The 24769-nt window shown below is 38.6% G+C and carries 21 protein-coding genes; 16 read left to right on the plus strand and 5 right to left on the minus strand.

The features are described 5' to 3' along the window. Nucleotides 1-92: 92 nt before the first annotated feature. The 8 genes from CWD90_RS14435 to CWD90_RS14470 all read left to right on the plus strand — a co-directional run bounded on the left by CWD90_RS14435 (nucleotide 93) and on the right by CWD90_RS14470 (nucleotide 10337). Entirely contained in the window at nucleotides 93-1307 is a 1215-nt protein-coding gene (locus CWD90_RS14435) for an aminotransferase class V-fold PLP-dependent enzyme (RefSeq protein ID WP_103476778.1), read from the plus strand. Between the two features lie 20 nt (nucleotides 1308-1327). Further along, on the plus strand, nucleotides 1328-1909 hold the full coding sequence (locus CWD90_RS14440; RefSeq protein WP_205161249.1) for a RidA family protein: 582 nt from the start codon (nucleotides 1328-1330) through the stop codon (nucleotides 1907-1909). A gap of 343 nt (nucleotides 1910-2252) precedes the next feature. Beyond that, a complete protein-coding gene (locus CWD90_RS14445; protein ID WP_103476780.1) occupies nucleotides 2253-3542 on the plus strand; it encodes a DUF5690 family protein in 1290 nt (429 codons plus the stop codon). Between the two features lie 332 nt (nucleotides 3543-3874). Next, nucleotides 3875-5590, plus strand: coding sequence for an alkaline phosphatase family protein (locus CWD90_RS14450; RefSeq protein WP_103476781.1), 1716 nt, complete (start codon nucleotides 3875-3877; stop codon nucleotides 5588-5590). A 27-nt stretch (nucleotides 5591-5617) separates the two neighbouring features. Beyond that, a complete protein-coding gene (locus CWD90_RS14455) occupies nucleotides 5618-6874 on the plus strand; it encodes a ComEC/Rec2 family competence protein (protein ID WP_157941242.1) in 1257 nt (418 codons plus the stop codon). After that, nucleotides 6861-8225: a (R)-1-hydroxy-2-aminoethylphosphonate ammonia-lyase gene (gene pbfA / locus CWD90_RS14460; RefSeq protein ID WP_103476783.1), complete on the plus strand. Its 1365-nt coding sequence runs from the start codon at nucleotides 6861-6863 to the stop codon at nucleotides 8223-8225. Before CWD90_RS14455 ends, pbfA begins: the two co-directional genes overlap by 14 nt. A gap of 103 nt (nucleotides 8226-8328) precedes the next feature. Beyond that, nucleotides 8329-9924: a fibronectin type III domain-containing protein gene (locus CWD90_RS14465; protein ID WP_103476784.1), complete on the plus strand. Its 1596-nt coding sequence runs from the start codon at nucleotides 8329-8331 to the stop codon at nucleotides 9922-9924. A 170-nt stretch (nucleotides 9925-10094) separates the two neighbouring features. After that, nucleotides 10095-10337 carry a hypothetical protein gene (locus CWD90_RS14470; RefSeq protein WP_103476785.1) on the plus strand — a complete coding sequence of 81 codons (243 nt, stop codon included), beginning with the start codon at nucleotides 10095-10097 and terminating at the stop codon, nucleotides 10335-10337. Between the two features lie 627 nt (nucleotides 10338-10964). Here CWD90_RS14470 and CWD90_RS14480 read toward each other — a convergent pair. Both CWD90_RS14480 and CWD90_RS14485 read right to left on the minus strand, forming a co-directional pair. Further along, nucleotides 10965-12773: a hypothetical protein gene (locus CWD90_RS14480; protein ID WP_103476787.1), complete on the minus strand. Its 1809-nt coding sequence runs from the start codon at nucleotides 12771-12773 to the stop codon at nucleotides 10965-10967. A gap of 367 nt (nucleotides 12774-13140) precedes the next feature. Beyond that, complete coding sequence (locus tag CWD90_RS14485; RefSeq protein WP_103476788.1) at nucleotides 13141-13896, minus strand: sulfite exporter TauE/SafE family protein; 756 nt, start codon at nucleotides 13894-13896, stop codon at nucleotides 13141-13143. An 83-nt stretch (nucleotides 13897-13979) separates the two neighbouring features. Here CWD90_RS14485 and CWD90_RS14490 point away from each other — a divergent pair, with 83 nt between their 5' ends. Next, complete coding sequence (locus CWD90_RS14490; RefSeq protein ID WP_103476808.1) at nucleotides 13980-15791, plus strand: sodium:solute symporter family protein; 1812 nt, start codon at nucleotides 13980-13982, stop codon at nucleotides 15789-15791. A 45-nt stretch (nucleotides 15792-15836) separates the two neighbouring features. Then, entirely contained in the window at nucleotides 15837-16931 is a 1095-nt protein-coding gene (locus tag CWD90_RS14495; protein ID WP_103476789.1) for an acyltransferase family protein, read from the plus strand. A 1-nt stretch (nucleotide 16932) separates the two neighbouring features. Here CWD90_RS14495 and CWD90_RS14500 read toward each other — a convergent pair whose 3' ends face one another. The 3 genes from CWD90_RS14500 to CWD90_RS14510 form a co-directional block, all read right to left on the minus strand. Next, entirely contained in the window at nucleotides 16933-17745 is an 813-nt protein-coding gene (locus tag CWD90_RS14500) for an alpha/beta hydrolase (RefSeq protein ID WP_103476790.1), read from the minus strand. 95 nt (nucleotides 17746-17840) lie between these two features. Continuing rightward, nucleotides 17841-18575: a DUF3784 domain-containing protein gene (locus CWD90_RS14505; protein ID WP_103476791.1), complete on the minus strand. Its 735-nt coding sequence runs from the start codon at nucleotides 18573-18575 to the stop codon at nucleotides 17841-17843. Nucleotides 18576-18675: 100 nt separating this feature from the next. Beyond that, entirely contained in the window at nucleotides 18676-19266 is a 591-nt protein-coding gene (locus CWD90_RS14510; protein WP_103476792.1) for a riboflavin synthase, read from the minus strand. 70 nt (nucleotides 19267-19336) lie between these two features. Here CWD90_RS14510 and pdxA point away from each other — a divergent pair, with 70 nt between their 5' ends. The 6 genes from pdxA to accC all read left to right on the plus strand — a co-directional run bounded on the left by pdxA (nucleotide 19337) and on the right by accC (nucleotide 24418). Continuing rightward, nucleotides 19337-20389, plus strand: coding sequence for a 4-hydroxythreonine-4-phosphate dehydrogenase PdxA (gene pdxA, locus CWD90_RS14515; RefSeq protein ID WP_103476793.1), 1053 nt, complete (start codon nucleotides 19337-19339; stop codon nucleotides 20387-20389). 158 nt (nucleotides 20390-20547) lie between these two features. Then, nucleotides 20548-21081 (plus strand): YceD family protein, encoded by a 534-nt coding sequence (locus CWD90_RS14520; protein WP_103476794.1) that lies wholly within the window; start codon nucleotides 20548-20550, stop codon nucleotides 21079-21081. A gap of 8 nt (nucleotides 21082-21089) precedes the next feature. Next, nucleotides 21090-21287 carry a 50S ribosomal protein L32 gene (gene rpmF, locus CWD90_RS14525; RefSeq protein WP_103439312.1) on the plus strand — a complete coding sequence of 66 codons (198 nt, stop codon included), beginning with the start codon at nucleotides 21090-21092 and terminating at the stop codon, nucleotides 21285-21287. 174 nt (nucleotides 21288-21461) lie between these two features. Continuing rightward, nucleotides 21462-22457, plus strand: a complete 996-nt coding sequence (locus tag CWD90_RS14530; RefSeq protein WP_103476795.1) for a beta-ketoacyl-ACP synthase III — start codon at nucleotides 21462-21464, stop codon at nucleotides 22455-22457. A 33-nt stretch (nucleotides 22458-22490) separates the two neighbouring features. After that, on the plus strand, nucleotides 22491-22976 hold the full coding sequence (gene accB / locus CWD90_RS14535) for an acetyl-CoA carboxylase biotin carboxyl carrier protein (protein WP_103476796.1): 486 nt from the start codon (nucleotides 22491-22493) through the stop codon (nucleotides 22974-22976). An 89-nt stretch (nucleotides 22977-23065) separates the two neighbouring features. Continuing rightward, nucleotides 23066-24418 (plus strand): acetyl-CoA carboxylase biotin carboxylase subunit, encoded by a 1353-nt coding sequence (gene accC, locus CWD90_RS14540; RefSeq protein ID WP_103476797.1) that lies wholly within the window; start codon nucleotides 23066-23068, stop codon nucleotides 24416-24418. Nucleotides 24419-24769 lie beyond the last annotated feature (351 nt).

The raw sequence follows: 24769 nt of genomic DNA on the forward strand, positions 1-24769 counted from the left end.
AAATAGCCTTTGCTTCTAACAATGGCTTGTCGAGAATTACTTAGGGAGAAACATGATATTGTTAATTTGGATTAATCTATAAATAATAAATTATGATTAGTAGGAGAAAATTATTAAAAACCTTATCCAGTGTACCAGTGGTGGGCGGATTGGTGGGTACAGGGTTGTTAGCGCCACAATTGCTTAGTGCTGCTGTGACCAAACCGGCAGCACGGAATTTTTTCAAAGAGTTGGGTATACGGACATTTATAAATGCAGCGGGCACTTATACTTCCATGACAGGTTCATTAATGGCCGAAGAGGTTACCTCAGCGATAGTATTTGGAGCTTCGGAATATGTGGATTTGGATGATCTTCAGGACAAGGTTGGAGAAAGAATAGCGCAATTGTTAGAATGTGAATATGCCACAGTATCCTCTGGGGCGTTCGGGGCCATGTCTATTGGTCTTGCGGGGGTAATCTCTGGAATGGATTCCGAAATAGCTGCCCAACTACCAGATACAACTGGGCTTAAGCATGAGGTTATAATTCAGGAAGGCCATAATATTGGTTATACACACGCCCTTTTAAACGTTGGTGCCAAATTAGTGGTAGTAAAAACAAAGAAGGAAATGGAAAAGGCCATCAATAAAAATACGGCAATGCTTTGGTTTTTAAATGCCAGTACGGACAATGGAGAGGTTAAGTATGAGGAATTTATTGCACTGGGCAAAAAGCACAACATCCCAACCTTTATAGATTGTGCCGCGGACGTTCCACCAGTTGAAAACCTCTTTAAGTTTACCAAGATGGGGTTCGATTTAGTGGCATTTTCCGGTGGAAAAGGTATTAGGGGCCCCCAGAGTGCTGGATTATTACTGGGTAGAAAAGACCTTATCAAAGCAGCCCGAATTCATTGTCCACCACGCGGAACTACTATTGGCAGAGGCATGAAAGTAAATAAGGAGGAGGTACTGGGGATGTTGGTGGCCTTGGAAATGTACTTGGTAAAAGATCATGGAAAGGAATGGAAGTTATGGGAAAATCAAATAAAACTAATTAGCGACAGTGCTTTGACAGTAAATGGGGTGGAAACAGAAATTTATGTGCCACCATATGCGAACCACGTTCCATCCTTGCGAATTTCATGGGATAACAAAATAGTTAAGATTACCCCAGAGGAAGCCAGGAAAAAGTTAATGGAAGGTCATCCTGCAATAGCTACAGTAGGGGATAAGGAAACTATTGGGATTACTTCTTGGATGATGGATCCAGGTCAAGAAAGAATAGTAGCCAAAAGAATCAAGGAAGTATTGGAAAATGTATAATCAGTTATAAAAGCTACTTTATGAATTTTAAATTTTACTTAGTTCCTTTAATTGTCTTAATGATTATTTCGTGCAATATAAAAAAGGACCATACAGTGATGGAAACGAAGAATGAAACTCCAGCAATTCCAGCAGATTACAATCCAGAGGAAAAACTTAAAGAATTGGGAATATCCTTAATGGATCCTAGTGCTCCTGTGGCCAATTATGTAAATGCTGTACGCTCTGGAAACCTAATTTTTCTCTCAGGAAAAGGACCTTTGCAAAGTAATGGCGAAAATATAGAAGGTAAAGTAGGAGTGGATTTAACTATAGAGCAGGGGTATGAGGCTGCACGGATCACAGCTATTAACCAGCTATCCGTATTAAAATCTGAACTTGGTAATTTGAATAAAGTTGTTAGGGTGATTAAGGTTTTGGGAATGGTAAATGCAGCTCCGGAATTTACCGATCATCCAAAAGTTATCAATGGTTATTCGGATTTAATGGTAGCTGTATTTGGAGAAAGGGGGAAACATGCCCGAGCCGCTGTAGGTATGGGGTCCCTTCCTGGTAATATTGCTGTGGAAATTGAAATGATAGTGGAGGTAGTACCCAACTAAATTTATCCAATAAACCCTTTTTTTGCTTCGTTTTTTTGACGAGGCAAAAAATGAACAATACGAGAAAGAAAAGTTTTATAATGCTGACTTTTTTCTAGTCAGCCTAAAATGTAGGAATTAATCTCCTTTAAGCATAGTAATATCTAACGAAATTGTTCCGGCGAATATAATGTTTGAATCTTCCCTTGTTTTAAAATATGACAATAAATACAGCAGATAAATTATTTAATCCTCTCTTAACAATCATATAACTGTAAATAATTCAATTAAACTTAAAAAGGGGGGAATATTGTCTTTTAATATTTATCTTTTGTAAAAATTTACAACCAAACCGCTAACATTTTTGAAGCTAGTAAAAAAAGACATTTCATTTTTGCTATATGGGGCGTTTGCCTCTTTTGGCACTTATTTCTGCATGTATGCTTTTCGAAAGCCTTTTACTGTAGCTACCTTTGAAGACCTATCCTTCGCTGGGGTTGATTACAAAATAATTTTGATTATAGCTCAAGTATTGGGGTACATGCTTTCCAAATTTATAGGGATTAAAGTAATTTCGGAGCTACAGCCCAATAAAAGAATATTTTATCTCTTGGGCCTTATTCTTGCTGCAGAGGCAAGCCTTCTTTTGTTCGCCATTACTCCCGCTCCCTACAATATTGTGTTCATGTTTTTAAACGGACTGCCATTGGGGATGGTATGGGGAATAGTGTTTTCGTATTTGGAAGGACGAAAATTTACGGAATTTTTGGGTGTGGCTTTATGTTCCAGTTTTATAGTATCTAGCGGTGCTGTAAAATCGGTTGGTCTTTTGGTTATGGAAAATTGGCAGGTGTCCCAATTTTGGATGCCATCGGTTACAGGAGCCATTTTTTTTATTCCTTTTGTGTTTTTTGCTTGGTTGTTGAATAAAATGCCGCCACCTACATTGGAGGATAAGGAGCTTAGAACGGAACGGAAACCTATGACAGGAAAGGATAGGAAAAGGGTTTTTATTGCCTTCCTATTCCCTATTATAATTTTGGTATTTTTCTACACTTTTTTAACGGCATTGCGGGATTTTAGGGATAATTTTTCCAGAGAAATTTGGGATGCATTGGGCTTTGAGGGCGATGCTACCGTTTACACCATATCCGAACTACCAATTGCCATATTGGTGTTGCTGATCATAGGTTTTTTAGGGGTAATTAAAGACAATTATAAAGCCTTCATATCTTATCATTATTTGTTGCTTTTTGGTACGGTTGCCATTGGACTGTCTACCTTCTTGTTTCAAATGGCTATAATCTCCCCAATACTCTGGATGATCAGTGTTGGATTTGGACTCTATATATGTTATGTACCTTTTAACTGTATTTTTTTCGACCGTATGATAGCCACATTTAAAATACAGGGAAATGCAGGTTTCCTCATATATATAGCGGATGCTTTTGGATATTTAGGTAGTATGGGCGTACTTCTTTACAAGAATTTTGGTCAAAGCAAGCTCTCTTGGCTCAATTTCTTCATGACCAGCACCTATTTAATTGCAATTTTGGGGACATTAATAACTATTGTCTCGCTTTTCTACTTTAAAAGGGAGTATAAGAAAAGTTTAATGGTAGAAAAACGGGAAGTACTTTTGGTGGAAGTGTAGTTAGGGCTTCAGAAAACTTAAGTTAAGGTGATCCAAGAATTATGTAAAAGTCTTTGGTGACATTTTTCCAGTTATGAATAATATCAAAAATCTATAATAAATAGAATTTATTTAAGGCCGTAGTGGATCAACCATTATGGCCTTGTCATTTATAAACTGAAAGAGGAAAGGATTTTACTTAAATCGATAAAATTTGTTATGCTATTCGGATGGGTATCCCACGTCAAAATTATAGTTATAGTTACAAAAATTTAATATTATTAACTATTTAACTTAACTTAGTCACATGATATTTACATCTCTTCAATAATTTTAAACGACAACCTAAGAAAATGAAAACAATCAATCTTGTACTGAAACTCCCTTTTTTTTCTGCTATTGAGGGCACTTTACATAGCATTAGCCTCAAAATTGTATTATTAAAAACTGCTGTAATGTTCGCGGTATTGTGTTCATTATGGTCCTGCGCCACAACTGAAACGGAACATTCACCCTTGGTAAAACATGTGGTGGTTATTGGTTTTGATGGATTGAGTCCTAATGGATTGGAAAATGCCACTACCCCAACCTTTGATAAGGTAATAAGTGAAGGGGCCTCAACAATGCATGCAAGGGCTGTTTTGCCTACAAGTTCCAGTACCAATTGGGCCTCCATGATAATGGGTGCCGGGCCAGAGCAACATGGGATTACATCAAACAGCTGGGAGAAAAATAATTTTGTATTGCCAGCAGTTACCCAAAGTGAAGATTTCCTTTTCCCAACTATTTTTCAATTGATAGATGACCATGTGGAAAATGCAGAAATTGGGGCCATTTATCATTGGACCGGATTTGGCAGGTTGTTTGAGAAAGGTGCTGTAGATTATGATATAAGCCCTGATTCCGAAGATGAAACTGCAGCTTTGGCCAGTGCCTATATAAAAGATAAAAAACCAACCTTTACTTTCATCCATTTTGATCATGTGGACCATGGTGGACATGAATATGGTCATGGTAGTCCTGAATATTACAAATCTGTGGAAAAGGCGGATGAAATGCTGGCAGAGGTGATGGAAGCTATTAAGACCTCCGGAATGGCAGATGAAACATTGGTCATCATTAGCGCGGATCATGGCGGATTGGGCAAAGGACATGGAGGGGAATCTTTACAGGAAATAGAAATTCCTTTTATTCTTTGGGGAAAATCAGTTAAAAAGAACCATGTGCTTAAATCCCCCATATACCAATACGACAATGCAGCCACGGTTGCATTTGCTCTGGGAATAAAAATACCTATGGCCTGGATTGGCAAACCTGTAAAAAATGCCTTTGAAGGTTTTGATCTTAAAGATGATTATCCGACTACTGAAAGGGTTAAACAACCGCTTATACTACCTGCGGCCGTACTCAATAAAAAGGCTGGGGGATTATATGACGATTCAGCAAGCATTAATATGGATAACCCTAATGAATTGGGGGAGATAAGGTATACCTTGGATGGTTCCATGCCCAGTGCCAATTCTACCTTATATTCGGAAGCAGTCAACACTACAGAAAATGTGGTTGTCAAAAGTGCTATATTTAACGATGGGAAAATTGTTAGTACCGTTTCGGAAGCCTATTTTAGAATAAAGGACAAGGCTGTAAATCCCCCCATAGGATACGAGGTATTTTATATGGAGAATTTAACAAGTATTCCCAGTTTGGAAAATAAAAAGCCGGATGCTAAGGGAACTTGTTTTGAAATTACCTCGGATGAGGTAAAGGAAGAAATTCGAAGCAATACCGTAGTAAGATTTACCACAAAAATTCAAATTGAAAAGGAAGGTACCTATACCTTCTATCTCAATTCAGATGATGGAAGTAAATTATGGGTAAATAATGAAGTAGTTGTGGACAATGACGGAGACCATGGCGTGGTAGAAAAGAATGGTTCTATTGCGTTAAGCCCGAGTACCTATCCCATGCAGGTGGTATGGTTTAATGGAGGAGGAAGTGGTTGGTTGAACGTGGATTATCAAACTAAGACTATCCCTAAACAAGTGCTGGCAACCTCAATCTTAAAGTAATTGGAAATAGCAATAAAAGGATTGTCAATGAAGCTGATATTCTTTCTTTTGTCAATTATGGCGGTAACCGGCCAAGACAAAGGTGGGCAATTGCCTCCTTGGGAAGAGGGGACGTTGGATATTCACCATATTAATACAGGTCGCGGGGATGCCGCTTTTTTTATTTTTCCGGATGCCACCACACTTTTGGTGGATGCAGGCGATATGTCCGAAACCCATCCCAGAACTTTGTCCGCCAGAAATGCGGCACAAAAACCGGACAATTCCAAAACGGCCCCCCAATGGATTGTAGATTATATACATCAATTTTTTCCAAAAAACCATACGGTGCAGCTGGATTATGGTCTAATTACCCATTTCCATGACGATCATTTTGGGGAAATGGATGTTAGAAGGAAAAGACATCCAAAAGGGAACTATGCCTTAACGGGAATGATGGAGGTGGGGAGTTTATTACCCATCAAAACTCACTTGGACCGGGGAAGTAGTTATCCCATAGACCTAAAAAACCCTGAGGTACAAAAGGAGATTAAAGCGAACGACTCTTATAGTATTATAGAAACGCTACAGGAATACTGGAAGTACATGGATTATCAAGCCAAGCAGGATGGCATGATATACGAAGCCCTAAAACCAGGAGCAATAAATCAAATTAAACTAAAAAAATCAGCGAGTGATTTTCTTAATTTTTCAGTTCGCAATATTGCCGTAAATGGTGATGTATGGACCGGTGAAAATGAGGATTATTATTCTTTATTTTCCAAAGGGGAGTATCCCGGCGAAAACCCATTAAGCACATGCCTAAAAATTACCTTTGGTGATTTCGATTATTTTACCGGAGGAGATATTAGCGGTATCGATGCCTTTGGACAAACGGACTTAAATTCCTTGGAATCTAATGTAGCACCAGTAATTGGTCCAGTGGATGTTGCCACCTTAAACCATCACGGGAACAGGGATTCCCAGAATGTATTCTTTGTAAAAACGATTAGACCTAGGGTCTGGATCCAACAAAACTGGTCATCGGACCATCCCGGAGAGGAGGTACTAAGGCGCATCACCTCCAAGGCGTTGTATCCAGGGGAGCACGATCTGTTTTCTACGGTTTTGTTACAGCCCAATAAGGATGTAATTGGTGATGGGTTAAACCAGTATAAGAGTCAGAACGGACATATTGTAGTCCGTGTGTATGACCAAGGTAGTAGATATGATATTTACATTCTAAACGATGACTCAAAAGAACGAGAAATAATAGCCAAATATGGACCTTATGAAGCAAGATGATTTAAGCACAAATGCCCAGAATAAAAAGACCGAAGGGGATATTAACTTTACTCCGGCACGTGCTGCTTGGTTAGATTCCGAGATAAGTGAAGAAACCAAAAAAATCTTGGATAGGGATGCTCGGTATTTTTTGCATCAATCCATGTCCACACCATGCCTTGATGTTCTACATAGTTGTGAAGGGCCATATATTGAAAACATATCAGGAAAAAAATACCTAGATTTCCATGGCAATAACGTGCATCAGGTGGGGTATGCCAATCCACAACTTATTGAAAAAATTATTGAACAATTAAAAGTGTTGCCTTTTTCCCCAAGACGATATACCAATGTCCCCGCCATTGATTTTGCAGAAAAATTGGCGTCACTGGCGCCATCAGATTTAAATAGGGTTCTCTTAACGCCCAATGGAAGTTCTGCTGTTGGCATTGCCTTAAAATTGGCGAGGGCCGTTACGGGTAGGTTTAAGGTGGTTTCCTTTTGGGATTCATTTCACGGAGCCTCTTTGGATGCCATCAGCGTAGGAGGGGAATCGGTGTTCAGAGAGTCTATGGGACCATTAATGCCCGGAGTGGAGCGTATTCCACCACCAATTACATATCGTGGAATATTTGAAGACAATGAGGATAAGTGTTTGGAATATTTAGAATATGTGTTTTCCAAAGAGGGTGATATTGGGGCTTTTATTGCTGAAACCATTAGAAATACGGATGTTCAATTGCCATCCAAAACATTTTGGAAGAAAGCAAGGGAGCTTTGTACTAAATATGGGGTATTACTTATTTTGGATGAAATCCCAATTGCGCTTGGCAGAACAGGAAAGATGTTCGTTTTTGAACATTATGAAATTGAACCGGACATATTGTGCATCGGGAAAGGATTGGGGGGGGGTATTTTCCCGCAGGCGGCAATAATTACTAGGGATGGATACAACAAGTTTGGGGATATCTCCCTAGGGCATTATACCCATGAGAAAAGTCCGTTGGGTGCAGTGGCAGCACTTGGCACAATTTCCTTTTTGGAAAATGAAAAAATATTGGATAAGGTCAAGGCAGATGAGAAATACCTAAAAACATCACTCACAGCCTTAAAATTGAAATACCTCCTAATTGGTGATGTCCGGGGCATGGGATTGTTGTGGGGAGTAGAATTGGTGAAGGACAAAAAAACGAAGGAAAAGGCTATTGAGGAGGCCGAGGTGGTCATGTACGAATGTTTAAAAAGAGGCCTTAGCTTTAAGGTTTCTGCGGGCAATGTACTGCAATTGTCACCGGCGCTTACCATTAGCCGAAAGGAACTGGATTCGGCGTTAAATATTCTGGATGAAAGCTTGGCAATGGTGCATTCATAAACAAAATGGCCTCTCGATTGCCCTCGGGAGAGACCTTAATGACGCCTAATGAATTAAATATTAGCAATTTGATAAAATCGTCTATTAAAATAAAAATAAACACATGAAAATTAAGAGTTCGGTAGTTTTGTTTTTGGCCTTGGTCTTTCAATGTATAGGGTTTGCCCAAAATGTACCAGGCGAAATATTGATTCAGCCTTATCTTCAGGATGCAGAGCCTAATTCCATTAAAATTATGTGGGAAACATCGGTGGGTGAGGAAAGCATTGTAGAATGGGGATTAACACCTAAACTGGGTAAAAAAAGCAAGGGCATTGCTTATGATATCAATTTTAGTGATTCCCGTATCCACGAGGTAAAATTAGAAGGATTAAAGCGCTTTACCGAATACTATTACCGTGTGAAAACGGGAAAGATAGTCTCGGACATATTCCAATTTAAAACGCCTCCCTTTGCCAGCGATAATGAATCTTTCAAAATTGTTGCTATGAGCGATATGCAAATCGACCATAATAACCCCAATAAGTTTTCTGAGGTGGTCAATGATGGCATATTACAATATTTAGAAAAAGAGTTTCAAGGGAATCTCCCCAACAATTTGGCCATGGTGATGATACCTGGCGATCTCGTGGAGAATGGAACAAAGTATTTCCAATGGAAAGATCATTTTTTTAATCCCGCCGAAAAACTGTTTTCAGAGGTACCAGTGTATCCTGTATTGGGGAACCACGAAAAAAATTCGATATTTTATTTTAAATACTTTAGTCTGCCAGAAAACGGAACACCTGCCTATGCGGAACATTGGTGGTTTAAGGATTATGGCAATACTAGGATTATAGGGCTCAATTCCAATGACGGATATAACAATAGTAAAGATCAATACGAGTGGTTGCAAAAGTTGTTGGACGAAACGGCCAAGAATGAAGAGGTGGATTTTGTTTTTGCTCAATTGCACCATCCTCATAAATCGGAACTTTGGATTCCGGGGGAAGAGGATTTTACAGGAAAAGTGGTAGCTCTTTTGGAGGCGTTTACCACCAAGACTGGTAAGCCCAGCATTCACTTTTTTGGACATACCCACGGCTATTCAAGAGGACAGTCCAAAGATCATAAACACTTGTGGATCAATGTAGCTTCTGCAGGAGGAGCCATTGATAATTGGGGCGAATTTGAAGGAAGGGATTATGATGAATTTACGGTAACCCAGGACGAGTACGGTTTTGTTATGGTTGAGGTGGATGGTAGCCAGGAAGACCCTAAGTTTACCATAAAGAGAATTAGTCAGGGGAACGAAGAATTGGAGCGCAAAAACGAACTCCGGGACAGTATTGTGATTTATAAAAAGGAGAGAAAGCCCGTGGCCCCAACCGCCATCTCACCCAAGAATGAAACTGTTGATTTTATAGGAACTACCTTAAAAGCTGGGCAGTTCAGCACTACGTTTAATAATGCATTTCACGCCGCCTCGCAATGGCAGATTGCAGAAAGCAATGACTTTGAAAAACCGATTTTTGATAGCTGGAAACAATATGAAAATTGGTACTACAAGGAAAACAGGCAAAAAGATGATGACCTTACCGATGAAAAAACAAATAGATTAAAACCAAGCACCACCTATTTTTGGAGGGTACGCTACCGGGACCAAAATTTGAATTGGAGCGACTGGTCAACTACCGCTACTTTTGAGACCAATAATTAATGTTTAAATCGGGGATTTTATGCGAGAGTATTATATGGGTATCTTGTTAGAGTAAATTTGAAAATTAAAGAAAAGGATAAGTTCGGTCACATACGCGGAGAAAAAAATAGTTCGATCTTGAATAAATTCATAATTGTACGGTTTTTGTAACTTTACTTTAAAATGATTATATGGGTACAGCAGAATTAAACAATACAAAAAAGGAGCTTGTAGGATGGATTCAATCTTTAACCGATGATTCTATTTTAAGTCTGCTTAGTTCCGTTAAATTATCTAGTGAGGGCAAATCTGCAGACTGGTGGGAAGAACTTACAGAAAGTGATAGGGATAATATCCTAAGTGGCATCAAAGATTATCAGCAAGGTGAGACTATGAAATCAAAGGAGTTCTGGGAAGGTTTGACCAATGGATAAACCTTATAAGGTAGAATGGACAAAAAGGTGTTTGCTAAACGCCATTTCCATTAAACACTACCTGATTCAAAAGTTCACTATAAATGAGGTCACTAAATTCGAAGGTTTACTTCGGCAATTTGAATTAACGGTTTCGAATTTCCCTACATTATATCCGGAATCAAAAAGTCAAAAACAATTAAGGAGAGCAGTCATTCATAAAAACACAACTGTGTATTACATTTTCGACAAAGACAAAGTGACGGTTATAGCTATGAAGGATAATAGGAAAGAAAAAGCCGATAGTTAACTCAAGTAAAGGTTAATACACTAGTAACGTGCTGTTTATAGGTTTAATAATATAGGGGCAGCATTTTTTATAGTGATTGGCGAGCTATCATTCCACTGGTTCAGGTAAGAGATTTTTAAATGTATTGGGACACACTTAAATTACGGTTTTACCACAAATTTAAAGTGAACGGTATTGCCCATGGACTCTTGTCTGCGCTCGAGGAGACATAAGTGGACAATGTCTGATCGAACGCATCCCGATAACGATCGGGAGAGACCTTAATAATATTCCAGAATTTATAAGATAACTTTCTGGATAAACCTATCAGTTAAATAAGGGCAGGTTCTAAAGTATTATTAAACCTCAGATAAAGAAAGTGACTCTATCTCCATTCTAAAACCTTCCAAGGTGTTTAATGCTTGGGTCAATTCCGATAGAACGTTACCTTTTACATTTTCAAATTGCCCCTTAAGGTTCCCAAATAATTGTTGATAATAGGCGATGCCATCATTTAAATTTGAGGTAAATGTCAACAGATATTTTTCTTGTTTCCTATTCATAGAGTCTTTTGAATCCTCAATTTTGTTCTTAAGATAATCAATGTAAATTCCCAATTCCTTAATAAACATATGTGGTCTGTCGGTTCTGGAAATTACATTGCCACGACCATAGATATGGTCTGTCATTTCCTTTAAAGTCATTATTCTGGAATAGTAGGCCATATTGGGTCCAGGGCAAATAGATACTCCTGGTCCTTCGGTTTTAGTATCTAAGCCGTAGGCCAAGAGAGCGGATGTTCCAAGCCCAACACAGGCACAGGATTTTTCTACTATTTTATTGAATTTTCCGCTGTATTCCTTTTCTGATAAACCTTGGCCATCCAGTTCCTTAATTTTTAAATGTTGGTACTGTCGTGAGGCGGTACAGAGACCTTTGTCCGAATAGTCCTTGTTTAAGGCAATAAATTTCTTTGGACAGGAGCTTCCGGGTCTATTCTTATCTATATTATTTAATTTTTCCAAATCTTTTGTATTTCCTCGAAGGTTGTTGAAGGGCACTCCCAAGGGAGAAATATCACTTAAATACAGATCTTCTTCTTTCGCTGCCACCAATTTTTCCAGGGTTGCCTTGTCTACTGTAGTGGCCTCCGGGACTAATAGAAATGGCGTTCCCCAACCAACAGAGTCTACCTTGAAATGATCCAATAAAAATTGTTGTTCCTCTGCGGTACCAACACCACCTTGGGCGGTTATTTTTAGGGAAAGATTTTGTTTGGGCATTGTGCGGTTCTTGTTGGCAAGTGCAGGAATTAAAATATCATGGATTTCATCAATAAAAGCTTGTTTTTTGTCCCTAAATTCGGCCATTATAGGCCCCATTAAATAACCATCGGTGGCAAATGCATGTCCTCCACAATTTAGACCAGATTCTATCCTGTACTCAGATACCCAAATTCCCTTTTTGGCCAAGAACTTACCTTGGATCAAGGCAGACCTAAAATCACTTACTTTTAAGACTATTTTCTTTTTAATATTTCCATTTTCATCCGGAAAAAAATCTTCAAAATTTTCTAAGTAACTATAAAGTCGGGGGTTCATTCCGGCAGAAAGAATAACGGAAGAATTTAGATCGCTATTGGCGTATCCCCGCAATGCGGCATGGGCATCATTAAATTCGGTTGGTAGTTTAACCTTTTTAATAAAATTTTCCTTGTCCACCTTGGTCATAATATTAACATCGATACTACCCATGGACAAATTCTCTGTCAAGCATTTTTTAATTTCCGAGGCGTTGAAATCATTTGAAATCAGTTTTTCAAATTCCTGTCGTAAATGTGGGGCATCAGGTAAAAGGCTTAAATATTCTTTAATTTCTTTTCCTGTTTCATGAACAGAATTCTTAAGGGCCTCAAATTTTTTGTGTGCTGTATCATTGACCATGTTGAGATAACTGGTGATTCTTTTTGCTCTAAAATCTTCCAATTTATCTGAAATCTCCTGGTAGGGAAGTTCCAATTTTTCACAATACATTTTCCTTAATTTTTCAATAAGGATGTCATCGACCAAAGAAATAACGGAATCGATACCAAGGTGTGAAACTTTTAGCGGAGTATCTATGGTAAACCCAATTCCCATAACCGGTATATGAAAGTTATGTTTTTTCATTTTTTCATTTTTTGTTGGACCGTTAGCGTATTACTACTATAATTTACAACAGAGGTGTCCATTGATAGGATAACTACTCGTCATGGTATAGTCCAAATATGAATAGACAAATTTTATACAAAATGGGTTATTAGAATATGATAATTATCAGGAAATGAATAAAAGATATATCTGGTATTCAGGGGGTTGGGAAATACACTGATATTTAGTGGGGAGAGGTTTTTATTTTTAGTAATGTTAGCTTGAAGTTTAGTTAACTTTTAGTCGGTTTTTAAATGCGATTTTTGTATCGAAAAGTTTGAGTTAGTATTAGTTTGAGTTAGTCTAGTTGAAGAGCTGGTGCATGGCACCAGCTCTTTTTTGCTTGTTACCTGAAAAGAATTAGGAATGCGCCTATTGCGGTAAGGATCAAGATCATCTTTCGGTAGAATTGTTCTTTTATGATTTTCACTAATCGCACCCCAACAATGATTCCCAATATAATTCCTGGAACCAATTTTAGATTTATAATCAAGGTTTCCGGTGTGATGGTTTTCCATATTAAAATATGAAAAGGCAACTTAAAGATGTTCACTATAAAAAAGAGCCAGGCTGCTGTACCTATAAATTGATTTTTAGGCAGCCTCATGGCCAAAAAATAAATATTGGAGAATGCTCCGGCCAAATTGCCGATCATGGTAGTAATACCAGCCATGGTGCCAATGAATCCAGCAAAGGCCCAATGGGTAGGAACGTTTTTGGATTTTTTTCTATCCCACCAGTACATCATTATAACCGTGCCCAATATAATCACGGACATGCTAATCTTAAATGTGGTCTCTGGCAAATCTTTTCCAATGGCCGTACCAATAAATATGCCTAGGATCATCCAGGGTAAAAAGGCAACTATATATTTCCATTGTGCATGTCTGTTGTAGTAAACTACGGCAAAGGCATCTCCAACAACAAGTAGGGGGACGATGAGTCCTGTTGATTCTTTGGCTCCAAAAGCCAATGCCATTAATGTGACATTAATGATTGCGATTCCTTTGATTCCGGCCTTTGAAATTCCTATAACAAATGCTGCCGTTAGGGCAAGCGCCCAAGCCGTTGTGGTGATATCTGATGTTGTTAAGAGAATCATATGTGACATTTGGCGAACAAACGGCAAAAGTATCCCAAAAAAATTTATCTTTAGATCTTAATTCTCAAACAAACGCCAAACTGATGGAATTAAGTACCCTCGATTACAGCTTTATTATTGTTTTTTTCTCTATTGTTTTATTTATCGGAATTTATGTCTCTAAAAAATCAGGGGCAAGTTCTTCGGAATATTTTCTTTCGGGGAGAACCATGCCATGGTGGCTGTTAGGCCTTTCCATGGTGGCCACAACCTTTTCTACGGACACACCCAACTTGGTTACCGATATTGTACGTACCAACGGGGTTTCGGGAAACTGGGTATGGTGGGCTTTTCTGCTGACCGGTCTACTCACTGTCTTTGTCTACGCCAAACTCTGGAGGAAATCCAATGTAAGTACGGATTTGGAATTTTATGAAATGCGTTACGGCGGCAAACCAGCAAGCTTTTTGAGAAAATTCAGGGCGATTTATTTAGGTGTAATATTTAATGTGATAACCATGTCTGCCGTTACTTTGGCGGCTATAAAAATTGGAGGTATTATGTTGGGCTTGGAACCGTGGGTTACCGTGGTAAGTGCCGGCTTAATTACCGTAACATTTAGTGCCTTGGGAGGGTTTAAAGGAGTTGTATACACAGATTTCCTACTGTTCTTTGTAGCTATGGGAGGTGCCATTGGAGCAGCTTACTATTTGGTGAATATCCCAGAAGTTGGGGGAATTGAAGCCTTAATGGCAAACGAAAATGTAGTGGATAAGCTATCTATCTTACCCGACTTCAGCAATAAAAAGGCTTTAATCACCCTATTTATAATACCGCTGGCAGTACAGTGGTGGAGTTCTTGGTATCCTGGAGCAGAACCAGGGGGTGGAGGTTACATAGCGCAACGTATGTTGGCGGCAAAAAATGAAAATCATGCCATTGGAGCAACATTCTTCTTTAATATTATGCACTATGCCTTACGCCCATGGCCATGGATTTTGGTGGCCCTGGCATCTTTGGTCGTATATCCGGACATAGCCAGTATTCATGAGGCCTTTCCTAATGTAGCTGTAGATAAATTGGGTCATGATTTGGCTTATTCCGCCATGTTGACCAAATTGCCAAGTGGATTATTGGGCTTGGTTTTGGCTTCCTTAATAGCGGCCTATATGAGTACCATTTCTACTCAATTGAATTGGGGATCCTCTTATATTGTTTATGACTTTTATAAACAACAAATAAATCCCAATGCCTCAGAAAAAAGATTGGTAGCGGTTGGTAGAATATCTACGGTAATCCTAATGGTTTTTAGTGCGGCATTGGCCTTGCTTCTGCAAAATGCCTTGCAGTTATTCGAAGTGCTTTTGGTGTTTGGCGCAGGTACTGGACTTATCTTTATTTTAAGATGGTTCTGGTGGAGAATTAATGCATGGAGTGAGATTACGGCTATGTTTGCTTCAGGAATCATCTCCATTGTATTAAAATTAACCGCTGTGGGGCCTTTATTGTTTGCTGCTGAAACAGGTGTTTTCCCTGATTGGGCGGAATATCCTTTTGTGGTTTTGGTTACCACTATTATTTGGTTGGGGGCAACATTTATGACACAACCGGAATCTAAGCAGGTATTACAGGATTTTTATAAAAAAATTCAACCGGGTGGACCTGGTTGGTCCAAGGTGATCAAAGATGCGAAAGATGAAAATGTTGAGATAGTGAACACAAAAGAAAAATGGAGTGTTCCCGCAGGAATTACGGCCATGTTATTGGGTTGTGTGCTAATTTATTCCTGTATGTTCGCTACGGGTTACTGGATATATGGAAAAACCACCAGTGCACTTATTTTAACCGGTGTGGCCATTGTGTCCGGATTATTGTTGGCACGGGCATGGAATAAAATGAAGGATCATATTTTGTAGACTTATGTGATTTGCAATAAATAGCTGGTCAGCAACCAAGCAAGAATGAATATTCAGAATAGAATAATTTCCGTGGATATCTTTAGGGGACTTACCATTGTCCTTATGATTTTGGTAAATAATCCTGGTACTTGGTCCCATGTGTACGCTCCTTTCTTGCATGCGCCATGGCACGGTTATACTCCTACGGATCTGGTTTTTCCATTCTTTCTGTTTATTGTGGGTTGTTCTATTGTTTTCTCTTATCAAAATAAGGCCGTAGATTCAAGTTCTTACAAGAAAATTACGATTAGAGCCCTGAAACTTATAGGGTTGGGGTTGTTCTTAGGAGCTTTTACCATTCACTTTCCTTTCTTTAAGGATGTCGAAAACATTCGATTTCCAGGGGTGCTTCAGCGAATTGGTGTGGTGTTTTTCTTTGCCTCCATTTTGTTTATCAATTTTAATTGGAAAACACTGGTTGGGATATGTTCCTTTTTGTTGATAGGATATTGGTTGCTTATGGGCTTTGTGCCCGTCAACGGAATGGAATCGACCTTTGAACGTGCTCCTAACAATTTGGCCAATTATATGGATGTACTTGTTTTTGGAACTCATAGCTATAAGGCTGATTATGACCCTGAAGGTTTGTTAAGTACGCTGCCATCTATAGCTACCGCGTTAATGGGAATTTTTACCGGGCTAATTCTGCGTTCTAAAAGGGCGAAAAAGGAAATGGTTTTGCTGGGTCTTGGAATTGGAATGTTGCTTGTCGGTTATGTGTGGGATTTATTTTTCCCCATAAACAAGGCGCTGTGGAGTAGTAGTTTTGTAATGGTAACAGCTGGTTGGGCCAATATAATTCTGGCAATAATATATTATATCTCCGATGTAAAGGGCATTAAATTTGGAAGTATATTTAAATATGCCGGGGCAAATGCCATTGTCCTGTACTTTCTGTCTAGTTTCATAAGTAAAATTATGGGTTTGGTAAAGGTAGATGGGGACATCTCCCTAAAAGGCTGGCTTTTTAATACCATTTATGTTCAGGATTTTTTGGCAATGGAAACCTCTTCATTGTTGTTTGGTCTCTCGTTGGTCTCTTTTTATGTGTTACTGGGATATATCCTTTACAGAAAAAGGATATTTATAAAAGTATAATTTAGTCCTTTTGGAAAGCCCATTTTACGAATTGTGGTAGGACAGTGCCCCAAGTATTTAAATCGTGTTTACCTCCTTCAATTTCTTTATAGAATATATCTCCTGGGTAGGAATACCCCTTTAACTGCAATTCGTTGATGACATCCAGAGTATCGTCAATAACATCTATAACGCCGTTGTTGTTGCGGTCATCGGTCTCTTCCTCCGTACCGCACTGAAAAAAGTATTGCAAAGGGGCTTGATGATTCGCATACTTGATCATATCTAAGGTAATGCGGCTTCTGTCCTTCACATCTTGTTTTCGGTAAGGTTTTTTACGCCACCAAAAAGAACCACTAAAAACTCCTACTTTCCCGAAGTAATGGGAGTTGTTGAATACAATATCAAATGCGGAAAGACCTCCTAAGGAAAAGCCACAATAGACCCAATTTTGAACCGGAGATGAAACCTTGAATTCTTGGCAGAGGAAGGGCACAAATTCTTCTATAATAAATTTGGAGTATTGGAGCGCTTTATTTCCTCTACCTTTAAAATCTGCCGATATTGATGTTCCGTACTCGTAAAGTCTATTTTCATCCGCCTCTATTCCAACATATACAAACGGAATCATTTTTTGGTCCTTATACGCATCGGACAATGTTTTTTCCAAATTTAAACCAATATAATCTTGGCCATCATTCATTAATAATACAGGAAACCGAGAAGGGGATTCCTTGTAATTTGGAGGTGCAACCAATCTAAAGGCTACGCTTCGATCTAAATTGAAAGAAAATACGCTCCCTTTCAAACTTATATAATCACTCTTAAACTGCATACGGTTTCAAATCTTGCAAGTATAACGATTCTTGAAAATAATATTGTATATAAATGGGTATTTAAGCAACCTATTGGGAGCTGTGGGCATATAAGCTAATTATATTTAATGCCTTCTGGGATGGCATTTTTTAAATCGTTATATACTTCAATTATGGGTTTTTGCCTTGCCGAGAAGTAAATTTTCTCACCATTCACTTTAGTAAAGAGCAGGTATGTTTTGCTATCCGAGTTGAGTATCAGTTTAACTTTCTCTCCTGCACTGGTCTTAAAGTATCCTTTCTTAATGCTACCTATGGCAAATCCGTTGGATTTTGAGGTAATTTTCGGCAATTTGTCCAATAGGGCAATGGATTTTATTTCAGTTGGGTTTAGCGTTTCCCCATAACTGCCCTGAAATTGGACTTTATTTGCAGTAATGGTTAATTGATTTTCTTTAAAACCCATGGCTAATAGGCCCACTATAAGAATCAATACTGCCACAAGAACGTAAATGCTAATCTTATTCCACTTATTACTAGATCCTTTCCAGTATTTATTGCTTTCCCTCATGAAGTACAAATAGGCCAGAATAGGATAAACACCTATGAATATTCCGCTGGCAATTTCGCCGATGGCATAGTGCAGTAGTAGCCCAAGAGAAATAAAGGAAATTCCCAAAAACAAGTGAAACTTTTTAAAATATGGGATGTACGCTTTTATATCTACTTTTTTTCTTTCCGCTTCACTCATAGTATTATATCCAGAAAGTAGATATGTTGCATTGTTTTCAGTGACGAGAAATGCCATGGTAATGAAAAGAAGGCCCGTTCCAATTAGTACGTAAAGCATAAGAATTAATCCGTATAGTATTGTAGACGTTTAAATTAGTATAATTTTTTCAAAAACACCTCTTGGTAATCTTCGAATTTTATGATTTGTTTCTACCGTTTTAACCCCTGAGTTCCAATAACCTGGAAACATACTTGCCTATTACATCAAACTCTAGATTAACCCTTGTCCCAATCTTATAACTTCCAAAGCGAGTATGCTCATAAGTATATGGTATAATGGCAACGCTAAAGCTGTTTTTCTGGGACCCGACCACTGTTAAACTGGTTCCATCTATGGTTATAGATCCCTTTTCTATGGTCACGTTATTTAGTGTGGAATCATAGCTAAAAGTAAAGTGCCAACTGCCATCTTTTTCTTCAATATTTATGCATTTCCCAGTTTGGTCTACATGCCCCTGAACTATATGGCCATCCAATCTTGCCCCAAGGACCATGGCTCGTTCCAGGTTTACCAACCCTCCTACCTTAAGATCGTTCAAGTTGGTTTTGTTAAGGGTCTCATCGATTGCGGTTACGGTGTATTGATCAGAGGCTATTTTTACGACCGTTAGGCAAACGCCATTGTGGGCTACACTTTGATCTATTTTTAGTTCTTGGGTCACCTTTGATCTCAGGGTAATATGAAGATTGCTTCCCTCTTTTTCCAATTTTATTACTTCTCCCAAAGTTTCAATAATCCCAGTAAACATGTGTCGTTTTAATTAAGTAGTTTTGTGTTGTAAATTTAGGAGTTTATTTCATATTAAACGAAAACGCAAAATGCAGGAAACTGGAAAGATAAAATTGGGGATATCCATAGGGGATTTAAATGGGATCGGGTGCGAAGTGGTGCTTAAGACATTTGAAGATTCCCGGATGTTGGATTTCTGCACACCTGTTATTTTTGCATCCAATAAAACTATTTCCCACCAAAAAACGGATTTGGGATTTGAGATCAATTATAACGGTATCCAGGAAGCTTCCAAGGCCATCGACGGTAAGATCAATGTGGTAAATGTTTGGAAAGAAACACCTGTTATAAATTTTGGGGAGCCAACAGCGGAGAGTGGAAAGTACGCCATACAATCGCTCAAAGCAGCGGTAGAGGCCTTAAAAAAAGATGAAATAGACGTTTTGGTAACGGCACCGATTAACAAGAACAATATACAGACAGAGGATTTTAAATTTCCAGGTCATACGGACTATTTGGCCCAGGAATTGGAAGGGGATAGTTTGATGTTTATGGTAACGGATGGTTTAAGGATCGGTCTGCTAACAGATCATGTTGCGGTAAAGGATGTTGCCGCTAGTATTACACCCCAACTCATACGCTCTAAAATCACCACAATTTCTAACTCTCTAAAGATGGATTTTGGGATTAGAAAACCTAAAATTGCACTTTTGGGAATAAATCCTCACAGTGGGGATAACGGGGTAATTGGCAATGAAGATGATGAGGTATTAAAGCCTGTAATCAAGGAAATGTCGGAAAAGGGCCATTTGGTCTTTGGACCTTATTCAGCGGACAGTTTTTTTGGGTCTGATAATTATAAGAATTTTGATGCTATTTTGGCGGCTTATCATGACCAGGGACTTATACCCTTTAAAACCCTATCTTTTGGTAAAGGGGTAAACTTTACAGCAGGTCTTAATAAAGTACGTACTTCCCCGGACCATGGAACTGCGTATGAAATTGCAGGAAAAGGAAAGGCAGACCCTAGCTCCTTTAAAGAGGCGGTTTTTACAGCCCTACAAATTTTTAAGAATAGGCAAGAATATAAGGAGTTAATAGCTAATCCTTTGAAAAAACATAAGTTAAAAAGGCAAGTTTAAGCATGCTTAAAGAAAGCCAGCTACTGGGCATTGGGTCAATGATTTAAAGAAATTTAAACTGATTATATTTATTTCTATCTATTTGTTGGCTTTTTACAAAATAATAGTATCTTTGCACCCGCCTTTATTACGGCGCGTACGTTAAAACCAGTGTTATCATGATACAGCATAAGGAGTTTATTATTCCTTTTTCAGGACTGAAACAGGGAAAGCACGAGTTTGAGTACAACATTGAGAATACGTTCTTTGAATCTTTTGAGTATGATGAGTTTAACGGTGCTGCTATTAAATTAGAAGTTACCTTGAATAAAATGAGTACGATGATGGAGCTGGAAATGAGGGCACGGGGAACGGTAAACGTTAATTGTGATCTTACCAGCGAACCTTTTGATCAAATAGTTAAGGCCGATTTGGAATTGGTGGTTAAGTTTGGTGACGAGTACAACAATGACAATGATGAAATATTGATTATTCCACATAGCGAATACCAAATCAATATTGCACAATATGTTTATGAAATGTTGGTGTTGTCGGTACCTCAAAAAAAGGTTCATCCCGGAGTTTTGGACGGCACGTTACAATCAGTGGTGTTGGATAAGCTAATAGAACTCCAACCAAAAGAAACAAAGGAAAACAAAGAAGATATTGATCCCCGTTGGGACGCACTAAAAAAATTATTAACGGATAAATAAGTTTCATAATGGCACATCCTAAAAGAAAAATTTCCAAAACCAGAAGAGACAAGAGAAGAACGCATTACAAGGCCGTTGCTCCTACTGTTGCTAAAGATCCAACTACTGGAGAAATGCATTTGTTTCACAGAGCTCATTGGCATGAGGGTAAATTATATTACCGTGGAGAAGTTTTGATAGACAAAACTGAGGAAGCAGTAGCATAATTTAAGCTAGCACAATATAATTTGGACTCCCACTTCTTAAGAGTGGGAGTTTTTTTATGAGGGTGCTGTAAAATTCAAAAACAAGGTATTTTTGGATATAAAGTCACAGAAAATCACTAATTTTCACAAATTTTCAATTGTTTTTGAAGATTTATTGATAAAAATCAGATTTAGATGAGCAAATTAACTGCTGCAATTACTGCCGTAGGGTCTTATGTACCAGACTTTGTAATGACGAATAAGATTTTGGAAACCTTGGTAGATACCAATGATGAATGGATTACTAGCAGGACGGGTATAAAGGAAAGAAGAATCTTAAAGGGAGAAGGTCTTGGGACATCTTATCTTGCCATAAAAGCTGCAGAGCAACTTCTGGAGAAAAGCAAACTGGATCCTAAGGAGATAGATCTTATTATTGTTGCCACTGCTACTCCAGATATGATGGTTGCTGCAACCGCTGCCTATGTTGCTTCGGAAATAGGGGCTACAAATGCCTTTGCTTACGATTTACAAGCCGCTTGTTCAAGTTTTTTATACGGAATGTCCACGGCGGCCAGTTATATTGAATCTGGACGATATAAAAAAGTGTTGCTTATTGGGGCGGATAAAATGTCCTCTATAATTGATTATACTGATAGGACTACCTGTATAATTTTTGGGGATGGTGCCGGTGCTGCCCTTTTTGAACCCAATACCGAAGGTTTAGGGCTGCAGGATGAATATTTAAGATCTGATGGCGTCGGAAGAAATTTTCTTAAAATGGATGCTGGCGGCTCCTTGCTTCCAGCCTCTGAGGAAACCGTTAAGAACAGGCAGCATTTTATATATCAGGACGGAAAATCGGTTTTCAAATTTGCGGTGACCAATATGGCAGATTCCGCAGCAAAAATAATGGAACGTAATAATTTGTCTCATGATGATGTGGATTGGTTAATACCACATCAAGCGAACAAAAGAATAATTGACGCTACCTCCAACAGAATGGGATTGGAAGATTCCAAGGTAATGATGAATATACAGAGATACGGAAATACAACATCCGCAACGCTACCACTTTTATTGAGCGACTATGAAAGCCAGCTTAAAAAAGGTGATAATTTGGTTTTTGCAGCCTTCGGTGGTGGTTTCACCTGGGGCTCCATATATTTAAAATGGGCATACAATTCATAAATCTGACACAACCTATAACCTAAAACGAACTCTATGGATATTAAAGAAATTCAAAGCTTAATTAAATTTGTGGCCAAATCTGGGGCTAGTGAAGTAAAATTGGAGATGAAAGATTTAAAGATCACCATCCGAACAGGAGCAGTTGGCCATACACATGAGCCAACCTATGTTCAACAATATCCAATGGGGAACCCTATGTCACAGCATATGGCAGCAGCACCTACAGGCTCTCCTTCGGCGGAAGTTGAGGTAAAAAATGAGGCTGATGAAAATTCAAAATATATTACCATAAAATCACCAATTATTGGAACATTCTATAGGAAACCTTCCCCGGACAAACCAACATTTGTTGAGGTAGGGGATACTATAAATAAAGGTGATGTACTATGTGTTATTGAAGCAATGAAATTATTCAACGATATTGAATCGGAAATATCGGGTACCATTGTGAAAGTTCTTGTAGATGATAGTTCCCCTGTAGAATTTGATCAACCTTTATTTTTGGTAGATCCATCATAAGAAGTTTTAAATGCTAAATGTTGGATAACTCTTTTTGAGTCATTCAAAACCATTTAAAATTTAGGATACAAAATTTAAAATTTCAAAAGATGTTTAAAAAGATACTTATTGCAAATAGGGGAGAAATAGCGCTACGTATTATTAGGACCTGTAAGGAAATGGGTATTAAAACGGTAGCGGTTTATTCTAAGGCGGATGAGGAAAGCTTGCACGTCCGTTTTGCGGACGAAGCGGTTTGTATAGGTCCCCCTCCAAGTAGTGAATCATATTTGAAAATACCAAATATCATTGCAGCGGCAGAAATCACAAATGCCGATGCAATTCACCCAGGATATGGTTTTCTATCAGAAAACTCCAAATTTTCCAGAATTTGTGCTGAGCACGATATAAAATTTATTGGGGCTACAGGAGATCATATAGACAAGATGGGAGATAAGGCCACGGCCAAGGAAACCATGAAAAAGGCCGGTGTACCTTGTGTGCCCGGTTCTGAAGGCTTGCTCAAAGATGTAGCCGATGCCAAAAAAGTAGCCAAAAAAATGGGTTATCCGGTGATGATAAAGGCGACTGCTGGTGGTGGAGGTAAAGGAATGCGGGCCGTAATGTCCGAGGAAAAGATGGAAGATCTTTATAATAGTGCCGTTCAAGAAGCTACTGCTGCCTTTGGTAATGGAGGTATGTATATGGAAAAGTTGATTGAAGAACCTCGACATATAGAAATCCAGATAGTAGGAGATCAGTATGGTAAGGCTTGTCACCTTTCTGAAAGGGACTGCTCTATTCAACGTCGCCATCAAAAATTAACGGAAGAGACCCCTTCCCCATTTATGACAGATAAATTGCGGGATGATATGGGGAAAGCTGCAGTAAAGGCTGCAGAATACATCAAGTACGAAGGAGCAGGTACCATAGAATTTTTAGTGGACAAACACCGAAACTTCTATTTTATGGAAATGAATACCAGGATTCAGGTAGAACATCCCATAACAGAACAGGTAATAGATTACGACCTTATTAGGGAGCAAATACTAGTTGCTGGCGGGGTACCTATTTCAGGAAAAAATTACCTTCCAAAGTTACACTCCATTGAATGTAGGATAAATGCTGAGGATCCTTACAACGGATTTAGACCTTCTCCTGGAAAAATCACCACATTACATACCCCAGGGGGCCACGGGATTAGACTGGATACACATGTTTACAGTGGTTATACCATACCTCCCAATTATGATTCCATGATTGCAAAACTGATTACGACGGCGCAAACCAGGGAGGAAGCTATCAATAAAATGAAGCGTGCCTTGGATGAGTTTGTTATTGAAGGAATTAAGACGACTATTCCCTTCCATAGGCAACTTATGGACCATCCAGATTACTTGGCGGGCAATTATACAACAAAGTTTATGGAAGACTTTGTAATGGCACCACAGCCAGTGGAATAACGAATAGGAATAAAAGTAAATTTATTTTAAGAGGCGGAGTAAACCGGTAGCGAACCTACCGTTTACTCCGCCTTCTTCGTAAAAGGGATTATAGGATTAAGCTTTTGTCATTGCCCTAGATATGAATTATTCACAAAAGTTGTGTGTAAATTAGAAAAGATAGAATGAACTATCCTAAAACTCATGTTCCGTTCATTTTTTGCATCGCCCAAAAAACGAACCAAAATCCCGATAACTACCTTAGGTTTGAATTATTATTTTTAAATCTAAAAAAGTCATATAATTGAAAACCTGTCAGCGATCCAGCGATAGCCTTAGTCATAGAACTATCCCGATATTTGGAACTGACAG

Source organism: Arenibacter catalasegens, assembly GCF_002909235.1.
Classification (GTDB): domain Bacteria; phylum Bacteroidota; class Bacteroidia; order Flavobacteriales; family Flavobacteriaceae; genus Arenibacter; species Arenibacter catalasegens.

What these genes read in the sequence shown, in the direction of transcription:
- CWD90_RS14490 (WP_103476808.1), top strand. Translation starts at nt 13,980, where the DNA reads ATGGAATTAAGTACCCTCGATTACAGCTTTATTATTGTTTTTTTCTCT.
- CWD90_RS14470 (WP_103476785.1), top strand. Translation starts at nt 10,095, where the DNA reads ATGGGTACAGCAGAATTAAACAATACAAAAAAGGAGCTTGTAGGATGG.
- CWD90_RS14495 (WP_103476789.1), top strand. Translation starts at nt 15,837, where the DNA reads ATGAATATTCAGAATAGAATAATTTCCGTGGATATCTTTAGGGGACTT.
- CWD90_RS14520 (WP_103476794.1), top strand. Translation starts at nt 20,548, where the DNA reads ATGATACAGCATAAGGAGTTTATTATTCCTTTTTCAGGACTGAAACAG.
- accB (WP_103476796.1), top strand. Translation starts at nt 22,491, where the DNA reads ATGGATATTAAAGAAATTCAAAGCTTAATTAAATTTGTGGCCAAATCT.
- CWD90_RS14510 (WP_103476792.1), bottom strand. Translation starts at nt 19,266, where the DNA reads ATGTTTACTGGGATTATTGAAACTTTGGGAGAAGTAATAAAATTGGAA.
- CWD90_RS14455 (WP_157941242.1), top strand. Translation starts at nt 5,618, where the DNA reads ATGAAGCTGATATTCTTTCTTTTGTCAATTATGGCGGTAACCGGCCAA.
- CWD90_RS14485 (WP_103476788.1), bottom strand. Translation starts at nt 13,896, where the DNA reads ATGATTCTCTTAACAACATCAGATATCACCACAACGGCTTGGGCGCTT.
- CWD90_RS14480 (WP_103476787.1), bottom strand. Translation starts at nt 12,773, where the DNA reads ATGAAAAAACATAACTTTCATATACCGGTTATGGGAATTGGGTTTACC.
- CWD90_RS14530 (WP_103476795.1), top strand. Translation starts at nt 21,462, where the DNA reads ATGAGCAAATTAACTGCTGCAATTACTGCCGTAGGGTCTTATGTACCA.
- accC (WP_103476797.1), top strand. Translation starts at nt 23,066, where the DNA reads ATGTTTAAAAAGATACTTATTGCAAATAGGGGAGAAATAGCGCTACGT.
- rpmF (WP_103439312.1), top strand. Translation starts at nt 21,090, where the DNA reads ATGGCACATCCTAAAAGAAAAATTTCCAAAACCAGAAGAGACAAGAGA.
- CWD90_RS14435 (WP_103476778.1), top strand. Translation starts at nt 93, where the DNA reads ATGATTAGTAGGAGAAAATTATTAAAAACCTTATCCAGTGTACCAGTG.
- CWD90_RS14440 (WP_205161249.1), top strand. Translation starts at nt 1,328, where the DNA reads ATGAATTTTAAATTTTACTTAGTTCCTTTAATTGTCTTAATGATTATT.
- pbfA (WP_103476783.1), top strand. Translation starts at nt 6,861, where the DNA reads ATGAAGCAAGATGATTTAAGCACAAATGCCCAGAATAAAAAGACCGAA.
- pdxA (WP_103476793.1), top strand. Translation starts at nt 19,337, where the DNA reads ATGCAGGAAACTGGAAAGATAAAATTGGGGATATCCATAGGGGATTTA.
- CWD90_RS14465 (WP_103476784.1), top strand. Translation starts at nt 8,329, where the DNA reads ATGAAAATTAAGAGTTCGGTAGTTTTGTTTTTGGCCTTGGTCTTTCAA.
- CWD90_RS14500 (WP_103476790.1), bottom strand. Translation starts at nt 17,745, where the DNA reads ATGCAGTTTAAGAGTGATTATATAAGTTTGAAAGGGAGCGTATTTTCT.
- CWD90_RS14450 (WP_103476781.1), top strand. Translation starts at nt 3,875, where the DNA reads ATGAAAACAATCAATCTTGTACTGAAACTCCCTTTTTTTTCTGCTATT.
- CWD90_RS14505 (WP_103476791.1), bottom strand. Translation starts at nt 18,575, where the DNA reads ATGCTTTACGTACTAATTGGAACGGGCCTTCTTTTCATTACCATGGCA.